The sequence below is a fragment of the Phormidesmis priestleyi ULC007 genome, from assembly GCF_003003695.1.
Taxonomy (GTDB): domain Bacteria; phylum Cyanobacteriota; class Cyanobacteriia; order Leptolyngbyales; family Leptolyngbyaceae; genus Phormidesmis_A; species Phormidesmis_A priestleyi_A.
Genome location: NZ_PVWG01000006.1, coordinates 113286 through 126756 on the forward strand (window position 1 = coordinate 113286; position 13471 = coordinate 126756).

A 13471-nucleotide genomic window follows, 5' to 3' on the forward strand; every position below is an offset into this window, starting at 1 on the left:
ATCCCCCATTTTGGGGGACTTTGAACCGGAAGTTTTGGCTTGAAGTCCCCCATTTTGGGGGATTTAGGGGGCAGAAGCCGCCCACAACAAAGCGAAAAACCTCGTCAAACTGACGCTAATCACAAATTTACTGGAGTTAGTGATGTCTCAATCACTTCAGCAACAACAGGGTCATTATCGCTACGATCCCACCCAAATCAGTCAGGCTGCCCCGGCTCGAATCTTTCCCCACGCTGGAGAAGATGGTGCATTACGATACATTCTGACTGAGCTACGCCACAATTTGCTAGAGCGGGGGCAACTTTCTGCGCCGTTGACTTGGGCACTAGAGCAGATCGAATCGGACGATCATACGCTCCATGAAACCTGGTTAAAACTGACAACGCTACTGGTCGATTTCGAGATTTTTCAGTCTGATTTGTTTAACTTTGATTTGCCGCCAACCGAGCAGTTTAATGTCGAATTTGTGCAGTTGCGGCGCAAGATGGGAGAAGCCCTAAATAACGCAGAAAAGGCAGCGAAAAAAGTTAATTCTAATCAGCCGAATTTTGCTCAAGCTCAACGCCTCCAGTTTTATCAGACTTTAAAAGAACACGGACGATCGCGCCCCAAAATTATTAAAATTCACGATCGAGACGGTGGATTGAGCGATCGTGAGTTTGCGCGTCAGCGCCTCGCCGGGCCGAACCCAACCTCATTACAGCGAGTCAGCGATCGAGTAGATTTAGCAGATTGGCAAGGCGATCAAGTCTGCTCTACCTCTAGCGGAACTGCTGTGATTCTTGAAGAGGCTGCGGATCAAAATCGTTTATTTCGATTAGACTATCCATTGTTAAAATTTGCGCCCGCAGAATTGCAGATCGGTCGCTATGTAGGTAGTCCAAAAACGCTTTTTTATCGAGGTGATCAGGGTTTAGAACCGCTCCTAATTCAGTTAGAGTCGGGTGAAAAAATCTACACACCAACCAGCGATGCCGATGACTGGATGCGGGCAAAACTTTTTGTTCAGGTGGCAGATATTACCCAACATGAGTTATTGACTCATTTGTGCTATACCCATTTGGCAATGGAAGCATTTGCGATCGCGACTCCGCGCCGATTGCCCTCTAATCACCCCGTTTATCGACTACTCAAACCACATGTTAGATTTTTGTTGGCAATCAACACGCGCGGCAATGCCATTTTGCTAGGCGAAGGAGCCGCGATCGACACGCTCATGGCTCCGACTCGTGAAGCATCGATCGCCGTGATGAATCGAGCTTATCGCGATCGTCCGTTTGAGTCTTATGCGTTGCCAACCGATCTCAAACATCGAGGCGTAGAGGCTGAATTTCTGTCAGACTATCCCTATCGAGACGATGCTCAACTGCTGTGGGGCGCGATCGCTCACTATGTGACGGCTTATCTACAGCGCTATTACAAAGATGATCTTGCAGTTCAGCAAGACCCCGATTTGCAAGCTTGGGCAGCAGAATTGGGCGCACCTCTCAACACACGATCGCGTGACGAATTTGCTCAAGCTCCTGACTGGATTTCTCCAGAGATTGCCGCGCAGGTGGGTTTGTCGATTGACGAGTTGCCTGATTATCCGCGAGTTCCCGGATTTCCGACGATGCAGAATCCGGGGACGATCGTCACCTTACAGCAACTCATTGATGCCGCAACGCAGATTATTTTTACGTGCAGCGCTCAACACGCGGCGGTGAATTTTAGCCAGTTTGATTATTTTGGCTACGTTCCCAATGCGCCACTTGCCGCCTACACACAGCCTGATGTTTCTGCATCGCTCAAAGAGATGCTGCCCAAACCCGCGCAAGACCTTGCCCAAATGAAGCTAACCTTTGCTCTGAGTGGCATTATTTGGAGTCGCTTAGGAAGTGATGAGATTATGCAATTTTTGGATCAGGGCGATCGGGCGATTCTGCACCAATTTCAAGCTGATCTGCAAGCGATCGAAACTGAGATTCAGACCCGAAATCGAGTGCGCGATCGTGCCACCGGAATCGACTACCCTTACCTGCTACCTTCTCGGATTCCTAACAGCATCAATATCTGATATCGATTTCAAAAATAATTGCGATCGTTCAGCGATCGCAAGAGGGCACGACGTGTCATGCCCCTACCCTTTTTGTACGGTCATGGCATTGCCGTGCCCCTGACCCTGGCATCTAACCGAACGTGAATTCGATGAAGCTTTTCGCTGCGGTTGCAAATTCGGGCTGCCCCCTAAATCCCCCAATTTGGGGGACTTCAAGCCCAGATTTTCAGTTCAAAGTCCCCCAATTTTGGGGGATTTAGGGGGCAGAAGCCGCTAACAACGAAGTAGGAGAACTCACCGAACTGACGTTAACCGATATCCCTTAATTCGCGATCCTAAAGATTGCTTTCAATCAATTCTCGATATTGGCTCTTTTGCTTCACGCCTTTGACTTCAGCAACCATGCCTTTGTCCTTAAAAAACTGAATGGTTGGAGTGCCCATTACACCCGCCGATTCAGCGATATCGGGGTCTTTGTCGATGTCGATTTCGACGAAGTGAATGCGATCGTTAAACTCGTCGATGACTTTGTTAAGAATCGGCTTGAGCGTGTGGCAAGGGCCACAGTTAGGAGAGACATATTTGACGACGATTAAGCGATCGCTCTCGTGATAGAGCTTTCTCAACGCTAGACCGCCTTCATGACGAGTCTCAGTCACATCAAACTCGCCAGAAACCTGGAAGACTTCAACCGCGTGTGCCGTATCTTCTTCAGCCAATTTTTGCGCCTCGGTTTTGCCAAACTCTTGCACCAAGCCGTTAAACGATAACCAACGTTCTGACAGCATTGCCGCCATACATCCCGTCCCGGCGGCGGTGATTGCCTGGCGAAATTCGTGGTCTTGCACGTCTCCAGCCGCAAACACGCCTTCGACGCTGGTTTCGACTGAGCCGTGTTGGGTGACGATGTAGCCCACGTCATCTAGATCTAGCTGACCTTTAAAGAGAGCGGTGTTGGGGGTGTGCCCGATCGCATAAAACAGCCCTTTGGCATCGATCGTGCTTTCTTCTCCGGTTTTAGTGTCTTTGACCTTTACGCCAGTCATGTGTTCGTCGTTGCCAATTACGTCGATCGGTTCTGTGTTCCAATGCACCGTAATTCTGGGATTAGCTAAGACTCGATCTTGCATGGCTTTGCTGGCGCGCATCTTGTCGGTTCTTACTAGCATGTGGACGTGATCACCATATTTAGTGAGGTAAATCGATTCTTCGGCTGCCGTGTCGCCGCCGCCGATGACTACCAAGGTGGCACCTCGAAATAGAGGTGTTGCTCCATCACAGATGGCACAGGCTGAGATGCCTCGGCTCCAAAATTGACCTTCACAGGGTAGACCTAATCGTTTTGCGGTGGCACCTGTGGCGATGACGATGCTGTGGGCGAGGACTTCGCGATCGTCGGACTTAATCACAAACGGACGCTGACTCAAATCAACGGAGGTGACATCTTCCATGTAGAGTTCTGTCCCCCAGCGCACCGCTTGCGCTTTCATCTGATCCATCAGTTGTGGGCCGGTGATGCCTTCAGGAAAGCCTGGGAAGTTTTCAACTTCGGTGGTGGTCATCAGTTGTCCACCTGGCAGCCCTCCCGTTTGAAAGCCCTCAAACATCAAAGGCTTAAGGTTTGCTCGACCTGCGTAAATCGCTGCCGTGTAGCCAGCCGGGCCAGAGCCAATAATGACTAAATTCTCTACGGTTGGGTTTGCCATAGGATTAATACAAACTCATAACGACTACGACTAGTATAATACAAAAGGGTGGATTCTAGTCAAGCAAGTCATGGGATGTGATGATTTTCGCTTGTTTTAGCGAAAGGCAAGCACTTCGATGCTCATCGACTTAATCGGCTCTGCTTCTCCGTGCAGCATACGACGAATTTTTTCAGTAGTTTCACGGCTAAAGGTTAACTCTTGGCATCGCGAACAAACCTGAGCAGGGATTCCTTCTACTAAGATGGGTTTGCCGTCGATCAAAAAGACTTCATCGACGTGTTCTGGATGGGCTTGGTTTGAGCTGCAAACATGACAGTGAAACATGGTCACTTCCTCTGTGAGTAGTTAGTCCATTGGGTTTCGTCAGGCTCGCATAGGGTAATAATCTGAACGACGATCGAGACTCTCAGCACTTCAAGACTTAATATTGCAGAATTCGGCGCACACTCGCGATCGGGCAATCTGATGTTAACTATTTTAAGTTTCGAGTTAATCTGCTGACGTTGCTGAATTTGCCCTCATCCTCTCCCAGGGGGCGCTACTGTATACGCACAAAGTGTTTGTCGCTTCGTTGGAGTCGGCTTTAGCCCCCTAAATCCCCCATTCGGGGGGACTTTGAACGGATGAAGCTATCTCTCGATCGCGTTGGTGATCTGCTGTAGAACACGCCTTAAATCTGATATCACTTCTCGGTTACGAAACCGGATGACTCGATATCCCAAATGATTCAGTTTCTCAGTTCGAGCGGCATCATACTCCACCTGCTGATCGTGAATTGTGCCATCAAGTTCAATGACCAATCGATGTTGAGGACAATAGAAATCGACGATAAAAGACTCGATCGGATGCTGAACGCGAAACTTCCAGCCGTTTAGTTGGCGGTTTTTTAGAGCTTGCCACAGCCTCTCTTCAGCCGGGGTGAGATTCTGTCGAAGTTGTCGAGCCGCAGAAATAATGTTGGGAGTGGTTCCTCGAATGCGCCGAGAATCCATAAACCTGATGAGTGATGAGCTTCTACAAGAGTGCCCATCTTCTCTAAAGGTTTCTTCTGTCTCAAAGCTTTCTTCTGTCTCAAAGTCCCCCAGAATGGGGGATTTAGGGGGCTACCCCCAGCGATCGGAACGCAAAACAATTTGTGTGTACACATAAGTCCAAAGGGCTACCGTGTATCCATCAGTCCTTTCGCTTGGTTAAGAGCGGCTTCAGCCCCCTAAATCCCCCCAAATTGGGGGACTTTGAAACTGAAAGTCTAGGGTCAAAGTCCCCCAGAATGGGGGATTTAGGGGGCGAACCCCCAGCGATCGGAACGCAAAACAATTTGTGTACACATAAGTCCAAAGGGCTACCGTGTATCCATCAGTCCTTTCGCTTCGTTAAGAGCGGCTTCAGCCCCCTAAATCCCCCCAAATTGGGGGACTTTGAAACTGAAAGTCTAGGGTCAAAGTCCCCCAGAATGGGGGATTTAGGGGGCGAACCCCCAGCGATCGGAACGCAAAACAATTTGTGTGTACACATAAGTCCAAAGGGCTACCGTGTATCCATCAGTCCTTTCGCTTCGTTAAGAGCGGCTTCAGCCCCCTAAATCCCCCAAAATTGGGGGACTTTGAAACGGCAAGTCTGGGGTCAAAGTCCCCCAGAATGGGGGATTTAGGGGGCTGAAGCCGACTGAAACGGAGCGACGAACGACTTGTACACAGTAGCTTCTCTTTTGGGAGAAGAACGGCTGGCGAGGGCTTTGCCCCACTTCGTGAGGAGGGCAGATCGTCGCCCCTAACCCTTACTAGAGAGCGCCTTTCAGAAATCAGGAAAGATTTTAAGCGCGAGTGATATGAAAGCGAACTGAACTGGGCAAGTTAGGTTCAGCGTTAGAAGCACATCAACCCGCATCTTTAGGAGACACTCTTTCCATGAAATCTGAACTCAAAGCAAAGTTTCTGCAACACCTCGCTAGCAAAAAGAAAGATCAAGGTTTCACCCTGATTGAGTTGTTGGTCGTGATCATCATCATCGGCATTCTGTCTGCAATTGCGTTGCCTTCCTTCTTGAACCAGGCAAACAAAGCCAAGCAGTCTGAAGCCAAGACCTATGTGGGCACCCTAAACCGCACTCAACAGGCTTATTTCCTGGAAAAGAGCAAGTTTGCAACTGAGTTGTCAAATATGGCTGACCCCGTTCCATCGGAAACTGTCAACTACGAATATAAGTCAGCTGAAGCTACTCCTGACATATCGGCACTCAGCACCGGTACCGCTAGGGTGGCTGCTCTTCGCTCCTATGGTGGAACCGTGTTTGTAGCAACAGATGACAAGACAAAGGAAACCAGCACCCTCGCTATTGCTTATGAAAGCAAAGCACCTTCCAAGGATGTTCCTCCCGTTGCGACAATCACTGGTACCACAATGAAAGAGCCTACCGGTTATGACCCACTGGCGAAGTAACTTTGCCTTAAACAAAGTTTTTTAAGACCGCGAGTGGGTAGAAGTTGTCTACCCACTTTTTTTGTGCTGTCTTTAATGAAGCGGTCGATACTAAAGCAGATCTCTGTGTTAAACCCTATGGCAATGGCTCCGTTACCTTTAGAAGCTTTGGCAGATTGGCAAAAGCAAGCTACCCACGCTCTTTTAAACGAGCAGTATGCCGAAGCCGCACAACTCTACGAACAAGCGATCGAGTCCAACCCCGAAGAACGATCTAATTATTGGCACTTAGGCTTATTGCTGCTCTTGCAGGGTGAAGAAGCTGAAGCTCAGACCACTTGGTTGTTTGCGATGTCAGAAGGCGAACCCGATCAGGTTGAACAATGGGTGGCTGAATTAGCGCAAGTGTTGCAAACCGAGGCAGAGCGCCGCGAAACATTGACCGACTACTCAACTGCGTGGGCAATCCGCCAACACTTACGAGAAATTTGTCCTGACATAGTTGATAATCTACTAAAAATCTTGCAGCACTCGATCGGGCTTGATCTCTTCACCGACGACACCTTTGAAGAGTTGGGATTGCCGCAATCTCTGCCAGGAGCGGAGGTCAACACTGAGCTTTTGCTGCACGTTTTAAAAAGTGTTCTATATCATGCAGATCCTACGCCATCGCTTCTCAACTTCGCTGAAGGCTGCATTGCTGCGGTTTCTGACACTAAAGCTTTAACGGAGGCTGTGTTACCCGCCGCGATTCGGTTTGCTCACAGCAAAATGAGCGCTGCCTTTGCCGCCGATCTCGTCGAAGCTTATCTTCGCCTTGACCCTGACAACATCGAGTTTTTGGGTCACTTAGCGTCTTTTTATCAAAACGCAAAACAGTACGATCGCGGCATTAAAGTTGCTGAACGTCGATATGAACTCACAGACGACTTACCCGAAAAGATTTTTTCTAACCATTTAATCTTGCGGGGCTTGCTCGGTGCAGGTGGCTATTGGCAAGAAGCGCTCGAAATTGCTCAACGGCATGAGTCTTTGTTGCATACTTTGGTCGAGCAACAGCCTACCGATGTGCATTCTGTTCTCATCTCTCGGCTGCTCAACTCTGCTTATTATCTGGTTTATTTCTACGATCAACCGCAGCGCTGGCGCAGGCTCGAAAATCAAATCCTCGAATTCTGTCAAAAAAATATTCAACTCCACGCCGCCAAACAGGGAAGAGACTATCACCACTCAACCCGCGATCGCACCCCTAAGCGCCTCAAGATTGGCTACCTGTCTCACTGCATGGCAACGCATTCGGTCGGCTGGTTGGCTCGGTGCCTATTGCAGCACCACGATCGCGATCGCTTTGAACTCTACGGCTATTTTCTCAGCTACCGAAAGTTCCACGACCCGCTACAAGAGTGGTATGTCAGTCAATTTGATCACGTCCACAAAATCGAAACGATCGGTCTAGGAACTAACTTTGCGATCGCGACCCAGATTCAGCAAGACGAAATTGATATTCTCATCGACCTTGACAGCATTACCCTCGATTTAAGCTGCCAGATTTTGGCACTCAAACCTGCCCCTATTCAAGCCACTTGGCTCGGTTGGGATGCATCAGGTTTGCCTGCGATCGATTATTTCATCGCTGACCCCTACGTTTTGCCAGACTCCGCCCAAGATTACTACAGTGAAAAAATTGTTCGGTTGCCTCAAACCTACATTGCCGTTGATGGCTTTGAAGTCGGCATTCCCACCCTACGACCAGAACATTTAGGCATTCCCGATAACGCGATCGTCTTCCTCAGTGCCCAGCGAGGCTACAAACGACATCGCGACACCGTAAAGCTGCAAATGCGAATTCTCAAGCAAGTTCCCAACAGCTACTTCTTGATTAAAGGACTCTCAGACCAGGAATCGATCAGCAAATTCTTTGCAGAAATCGCCGCAGAAGAAGGCGTATCGAGCGATCGTCTCCGATTTTTGCCTGATGACCCTTCGGTTGAAATTCATCGCGCTAATTTAGCGATCGCCGATGTTGTGCTAGACACCTTTCCCTACAACGGCGCAACCACCACCCTCGAAACCCTTTGGATGGAGATTCCGATCGTCACCAAAGTCGGAGAACAATTTGCCGCCCGCAACAGCTACACGATGCTAGTCAACGCTGGAATCACAGAAGGCATCGCCTGGACAGACGACGACTATGTAGAATGGGGTATTCGACTCGGAAAAGATGCAGCGCTTCGGCAGCAGATCGCCTGGAAGTTAAAGCAATCTAAAAAAACCGCTCCCCTTTGGAACGGCAAACAATTTACCCGCGAAATGGAAAAAGCTTACGAGCAAATGTGGGCAACCTACCTATCAGCGTCAGAATTATCAGATGAATTGAGCGAACGATCGTAAGTAGACGGATCTAAGTTAGATGTAAGATGCCGCAAACCGCCCTCACCCCAAATTCCTCTCCCCAAGGCTACTGTGTACACACAAGGTGTTCGTCGCTCCGTTTCAGTCGGCTTCAGCCCCCTAAATCCCCCATTCTGGGGGACTTTGAAACTGGAGTCTCGGCTCAAAGTCCCCCACTCGTGGGGGATTTAGGGGGCGAGGATCTCGGCGATGACGAGATCAGAAGACTTGGGTGTACACCGTAGCTCCCCAAGGAGAGGGACTTTGACTCTTGCTCCCTTCTCCTTGGGGAGAAGGGTTGGGGATGAGGGTTCCTATTCAAAAACTGGAGCCTACCAAAAATGATCACCTCTCTGAAGATCTTAGTGATCACCAATCTCTATCCGCCCCAGGTTCTTGGAGGATATGAACGCTCGATCGCAGACTTTGCTCGACTCCTGCAACATCGCGGTCACACCGTTTTAGTGTTGACGAGTGACACGCCCCAGTTTTCCGTATCTCACCCCAGTCTTTATCCTGATCCGCCTATAGAACGTTGTTTGTTGCTCATGGGTGAGTGGTCATCTCAAGGATTTCGTTGGTTTGACCATCAGCGTGTAGTTGACGTAAGGCAGCAAAATCAGGCGATTCTCAAACACCACTTAGAACACTTTCAGCCCGATGTTTGTTTAGCAGGTAATCTTGATTTTGTTCAGACACAAGCAGAGAGTCTAGCGCTATTGCTCTCTCATCAGGTGCCCGTCGCTCACTATGTGATGAATGCGCGATCCGGTTATGATCCTGAGCATACGCCCCGATCGTCCCTTTACCATTTCATCACCTGTAGCAATTTGGTCACAGCAAGTCTTGAGGCATCAGGCTACCCAGCAGCGGCGACCGCGCAAACCCTTCATCCCGGTGCAGATGTCGATGCTTTTTATCAAGTTGAGCTTCCACCTCGCGATCGGCTTCGCATTGCCTACACCAATTTAGTCACCGAAGATCAAGGAGCCGATGTTTTAGTCGAAGCGCTCTCGTTGCTTCATGCGGCAGGAATTGAATTTACAGCCACGATCGCCGGGGGCACTTTTCAACCAGAATTTGTTGACGCTTTAAAACAGTTCATAGAATCGGAAGGACTGCAAGAAGCCGTTCACTTTCCGGGTGCATTGTCTCGTCAAGAACTGATTCAACTCTATAAAACTCACAATGTTCTTGTCTTTCCGTCGCGATTTGAGGAACCGTTTGGAATCAGCCAAATTGAGGCAATGGCAGCCGGACTAACTCTCGTCACGAGTGGCACAGGCGGAGCCAGAGAAATTGTTGAAGAACACGGAAAAGATGGATTAATCTTTGAGTCTGAAAATCCTTTTGATCTAGCCGATATTTTGTCTTCTCTGCCAACAGATCTAGCGCGTTGGGACGCGATCGCCCGCACAGGTCAACAGCGAGCCATGTCTAAATTCAATCAAACTAAAGCAGTTAAGAAATTAGAGGCTATTTTTCTAGAGTTGATAGCTCTCAAAGACACGCAGCCAAAATCTGCCATCAAACTACATCTGGGTGGTAAAGAACCCCATTCTGACTGGAAGATTTTAGACATCGAACCTCGCCCAGAAGTAGATTTCATTGGAGATGCTGCCGACTTAAGCCAGTTTGCTGACGGTTCTATTGACACAATTTATGCCAGCCACATCTTAGAGCATTTTCATTACTCACTCAACAATGAACTGATCACAACTCTGGCAGAGTGGTATCGCGTTTTGCAACCGGGCGGACAACTGATGGTGAGCGTCCCCAACTTGCAGACGCTTTGCTGGTTATATCTCAACCCCAATTTGAGACCAATGGATCGGCACCAACTGATGCGAATTATCTTTGGTGGACACATGAATCAATATGACGTTCACCGGGTTGGGTTTGACCCCGATACACTCGCTCTGTACCTTCAAGAAGTGGGGTTTGTAGACTGCACCCCGGTCAGCGAGTTTGGTCTGTTTAACGATTGCAGTAGCATGAAAATTCTCGACAACTTGATCAGCGTCAATATGATCGCGACAAAGCCAGAATGAGCGATCGTCCCTCCTTAGTCAGTAGTCACGAGCCAACGCAAACCCGTATACTGATCTAGCCTCTCTGCTATGGATATAACTTTTGGGTATTGATCTTCGCAGCTACGTCTATCTCGACAATTTGCAGCCTCAACACGCCGCTTACTTAGGCACCGAGGCGCTGGGCTTCTTACCCCTGCCCGGAGACGCTTCACTTTGGATCGAGATTTCTCCCGGCATCGAAATTAATCGCATTATGGATGTGGCAATGAAATCAGCCGTCGTGCGTCCCGGTGTGCAAATGGTCGAGCGGCTGTATGGACTGCTCGAAATTCACGCTAGCAATCAAGGCGAAGTCAAAGCCGCAGGTCGGGCAATTCTCGATAGCATGGGCGTTCGGCAAAACGAAGGTCTAAAGCCGCGGGTGATTTCTAGTCAGATTATTCGCAATATTGATGCCCACCATACGCAACTGATCAACCGCACCCGTCGCGGCAACATGATTTTGGCAGGGCAAACCCTCTATGTTTTTGAAGTCGAACCCGCCGCATTTGCCGCCCTCGCCGCCAACGAAGCCGAAAAAGCCGCCTTCATCAACATTCTGCAAATCTCGGCGGTGGGCAGCTTTGGGCGATTATATTTAGGTGGCGCAGAGCGAGACATCATGGCGGCATCTCAGGCAGTCGTGGCAGCGATCGAGAATGTCGCTGGGCGAGAGCATCCGACCGAGATGCGAAAGGAATAGAGCATGGCAGACTCAAATCATCTCAGGCAGTTGCAGCAAGGTGCAGTGCCGTGGATTGAATGGCGATCGCAGCACCCGCAGATTCACCCCGACCTCAGCGAAGTTGACTTAAAGGGCGCAAATCTCCGAGGTGCAGATCTCAGTTACGTCAACTTAAAAAAAGCAGAACTCAGTTGGACAAAGCTAATTGCTGCCAATCTCAATGGGGCAATTCTCAATCAGGCATGTCTTTTCAAAGCCGAATTAATCGACGCAATGCTACAAAAGGCTGAACTAGTAGACGCTAGTTTGATCGCCGCCGATTTGCGAGGTGCAGATCTCCGCGATGCCAATCTGATTGGGGCAGATTTAAAAGGAGCCAACTTCGATCGAGCCGACTTAACCAGAGCCAATCTGATCGGCACCGAGCTTCGAGGCGCAAAATTTCGAGAAGCAGACTTCAGCGAAGCAGATCTGAGGCGAACCGATCTCAGCGAGGCAATGCTGCTCAACGCTAATTTTGCTCATGCAAATCTCAGCAACGCCAATCTCTATGAGGCAGAACTGATGGAGGCGCATTTTTACCATGCCGACTTGCAAAAGGCAAACTTGATGCGATCGCATCTCAGAAAAGCCTATCTATTCGCCGCAAATCTCAGCGCCGCAAATTTATCGAGTACAGATCTCGCTTGGGCAAACTTGAGTAAAGCAACCCTCACAGGCGCAGACTTAACCGGAGCCAATCTCAGAGGTGCAAACCTGACTGGGGCAGATTTGACTGGAGCGATATTGACGGCTGCTTGTTTAAGAGGCGCAAACTTAAGCAGAGCCAATCTCACCGATGCCAATCTCACCAATGCTGACCTTCGAGAGATCAAGCGCCACAAAACAATTCTCAGCAGAGCAATCATGCCTGACGGCGCAATTCAACCCTAGAAAATGCGAAGAGTTGCAAGGTTGCAGATAAAAACTTAGAAGGGCGAACGAGGGGACTCGAACCCCCGGATGGTGGTACCACAAACCACTGCCTTAACCACTTGGCTACGCTCGCCATCACGTTTATTAATATAGCAGTTTAGGTGACAAGTCAGCTAGATCTTTGGAGATGAGAACAAAACTTGTCCGATCGCGTCTAAAATTGTGGTTTCGCGTTAGTCAGCAGATTGTCTAACGCCTGTGGAGTGGGAATTGACCGCTTATGAAGATAGTCAACCTGACAGCAGGGATTGTCGGAGTGTTGCTCTTAGTCGGGGCTGTGACGCTGGCAATCACTAACCCGAAACAAGAAGCGTTTGAAAATTTTGCAGTCCAGCGCATTCGGGAAGATGCCTGCAAGAAGGCACCTTTAGGGCTGGCAAGCCAATGTCCAAAATTTGTGGATGACAATCAAGCCGAGATCAAAAAGGTGATTACTCGCAACACCGATCGCCAAGATTTTCTGCTATTTAGCTTTTATCAAACCGACTTATCAGTCCGGGCGATCGTGCCCGATTTAGCCTTTCTTCCCGGAATGCCGACCTACCACTTTGAGACAGTCGGCTTGTTTGGAAAATTCTATATATACGAAGCAAAAAAACGGTAATCAAATTCTTTTAACGTCAGTTCGATCAGGTCTTTCGCTTCATTGTAGAGGGCTTGTGTCTCCTAAATCCCCCATTCTGGAGGACTTCAGTCCCAATTTTCATTTCAAAGTCCCTCACTTGTGGGGGATTTAGGGGGCTTTCCAGAGGTACAACCGCAGCACAGGATCTCGTCGAATTCACGTTCTTTTATTTTCCAATTCTCGCCAGCATTGCACCGAGTTGGACAAAACCGACTCCTAAAACAGCGCTGCCCAACCAATAGAAACTTGCGGCTGAAAAGTTTTGAGTTCTGAGCAGATTAAGGGTGTCCAATCCGTAAGTCGAAAACGTGGTGTAGGCACCCAAAAATCCGGTGGTTAACATCAGTCTAATTTCGGGAGATGTGGGCTGATCAACAAACAAAGTTGCCAAAAATCCCATTAAAAAACAGCCGCTTAAGTTGATCAAGAAAACCCCATAGGGAAATGAGATTCCGAAGCGCTGAACTGACCAAACGGTTAGGTAGTAGCGGCACAGAGCACCCGCGATCGCGCCGAGGCTAATGGCGATCGGCACTCGAATCGTCGGATCTTGCAGCAT

Annotated in this window: 11 protein-coding genes and 1 tRNA gene; 7 read left to right on the plus strand and 5 right to left on the minus strand. The window is 49.2% G+C overall.

Going from position 1 to position 13471, the window contains the following annotated elements:
* The first annotated feature begins 142 nt into the window (after window positions 1–142).
* The gene (locus C7B65_RS07900; protein WP_073070275.1) at window positions 143–2056 is read left to right on the plus strand and encodes a lipoxygenase family protein; all 1914 of its coding nucleotides are present in this window, start codon (window positions 143–145) and stop codon (window positions 2054–2056) included.
* A 317-nt stretch (window positions 2057–2373) separates the two neighbouring features.
* Here the strand turns inward: C7B65_RS07900 and trxB are convergent, their stop codons facing one another.
* The 3 genes from trxB to C7B65_RS07915 form a co-directional block, all read right to left on the minus strand.
* Complete coding sequence (trxB, locus tag C7B65_RS07905) at window positions 2374–3744, minus strand: thioredoxin-disulfide reductase (RefSeq protein WP_073070276.1); 1371 nt, start codon at window positions 3742–3744, stop codon at window positions 2374–2376.
* A gap of 96 nt (window positions 3745–3840) precedes the next feature.
* Window positions 3841–4071, minus strand: coding sequence for a YgiT-type zinc finger protein (locus C7B65_RS07910; RefSeq protein ID WP_073070277.1), 231 nt, complete (start codon window positions 4069–4071; stop codon window positions 3841–3843).
* A 305-nt stretch (window positions 4072–4376) separates the two neighbouring features.
* Window positions 4377–4739 carry an endonuclease domain-containing protein gene (locus C7B65_RS07915; protein ID WP_073070278.1) on the minus strand — a complete coding sequence of 121 codons (363 nt, stop codon included), beginning with the start codon at window positions 4737–4739 and terminating at the stop codon, window positions 4377–4379.
* Between the two features lie 915 nt (window positions 4740–5654).
* On the opposite strand from C7B65_RS07915, the gene C7B65_RS07920 reads away from it, so the two are divergent.
* The 5 genes from C7B65_RS07920 (at window position 5655) to C7B65_RS07940 (ending at window position 12245) form a co-directional block, all read left to right on the plus strand.
* Window positions 5655–6185 carry a type IV pilin-like G/H family protein gene (locus tag C7B65_RS07920; RefSeq protein WP_073070279.1) on the plus strand — a complete coding sequence of 177 codons (531 nt, stop codon included), beginning with the start codon at window positions 5655–5657 and terminating at the stop codon, window positions 6183–6185.
* A 117-nt stretch (window positions 6186–6302) separates the two neighbouring features.
* Entirely contained in the window at window positions 6303–8555 is a 2253-nt protein-coding gene (locus tag C7B65_RS07925) for an O-linked N-acetylglucosamine transferase, SPINDLY family protein (protein WP_106253969.1), read from the plus strand.
* Between the two features lie 341 nt (window positions 8556–8896).
* Window positions 8897–10606, plus strand: a complete 1710-nt coding sequence (locus tag C7B65_RS07930; RefSeq protein WP_083582758.1) for a glycosyltransferase — start codon at window positions 8897–8899, stop codon at window positions 10604–10606.
* A gap of 82 nt (window positions 10607–10688) precedes the next feature.
* Entirely contained in the window at window positions 10689–11330 is a 642-nt protein-coding gene (gene ccmP / locus C7B65_RS07935) for a beta-carboxysome protein CcmP (protein ID WP_073070280.1), read from the plus strand.
* 3 nt (window positions 11331–11333) lie between these two features.
* The gene (locus C7B65_RS07940) at window positions 11334–12245 is read left to right on the plus strand and encodes a pentapeptide repeat-containing protein (protein ID WP_073070281.1); all 912 of its coding nucleotides are present in this window, start codon (window positions 11334–11336) and stop codon (window positions 12243–12245) included.
* A gap of 42 nt (window positions 12246–12287) precedes the next feature.
* Here C7B65_RS07940 and C7B65_RS07945 read toward each other — a convergent pair.
* Window positions 12288–12360 (minus strand) — tRNA-His (locus C7B65_RS07945).
* 147 nt (window positions 12361–12507) lie between these two features.
* Here C7B65_RS07945 and C7B65_RS07950 point away from each other — a divergent pair.
* A complete protein-coding gene (locus C7B65_RS07950) occupies window positions 12508–12891 on the plus strand; it encodes a DUF4359 domain-containing protein (RefSeq protein WP_073070282.1) in 384 nt (127 codons plus the stop codon).
* Between the two features lie 187 nt (window positions 12892–13078).
* Here the strand turns inward: C7B65_RS07950 and crcB are convergent, their stop codons facing one another.
* Complete coding sequence (gene crcB / locus C7B65_RS07955; protein WP_073070283.1) at window positions 13079–13471, minus strand: fluoride efflux transporter CrcB; 393 nt, start codon at window positions 13469–13471, stop codon at window positions 13079–13081.

Bases quoted from the DNA above. Each gene is read 5' to 3' on its own strand.
- C7B65_RS07950 (WP_073070282.1), top strand. From the start codon at position 12,508: ATGAAGATAGTCAACCTGACAGCAGGGATTGTCGGAGTGTTGCTCTTA.
- C7B65_RS07915 (WP_073070278.1), bottom strand. From the start codon at position 4,739: ATGGATTCTCGGCGCATTCGAGGAACCACTCCCAACATTATTTCTGCG.
- trxB (WP_073070276.1), bottom strand. From the start codon at position 3,744: ATGGCAAACCCAACCGTAGAGAATTTAGTCATTATTGGCTCTGGCCCG.
- C7B65_RS07920 (WP_073070279.1), top strand. From the start codon at position 5,655: ATGAAATCTGAACTCAAAGCAAAGTTTCTGCAACACCTCGCTAGCAAA.
- C7B65_RS07900 (WP_073070275.1), top strand. From the start codon at position 143: ATGTCTCAATCACTTCAGCAACAACAGGGTCATTATCGCTACGATCCC.
- C7B65_RS07925 (WP_106253969.1), top strand. From the start codon at position 6,303: ATGGCAATGGCTCCGTTACCTTTAGAAGCTTTGGCAGATTGGCAAAAG.
- crcB (WP_073070283.1), bottom strand. From the start codon at position 13,471: ATGCTGCAAGATCCGACGATTCGAGTGCCGATCGCCATTAGCCTCGGC.
- C7B65_RS07940 (WP_073070281.1), top strand. From the start codon at position 11,334: ATGGCAGACTCAAATCATCTCAGGCAGTTGCAGCAAGGTGCAGTGCCG.
- C7B65_RS07910 (WP_073070277.1), bottom strand. From the start codon at position 4,071: ATGTTTCACTGTCATGTTTGCAGCTCAAACCAAGCCCATCCAGAACAC.
- C7B65_RS07930 (WP_083582758.1), top strand. From the start codon at position 8,897: ATGATCACCTCTCTGAAGATCTTAGTGATCACCAATCTCTATCCGCCC.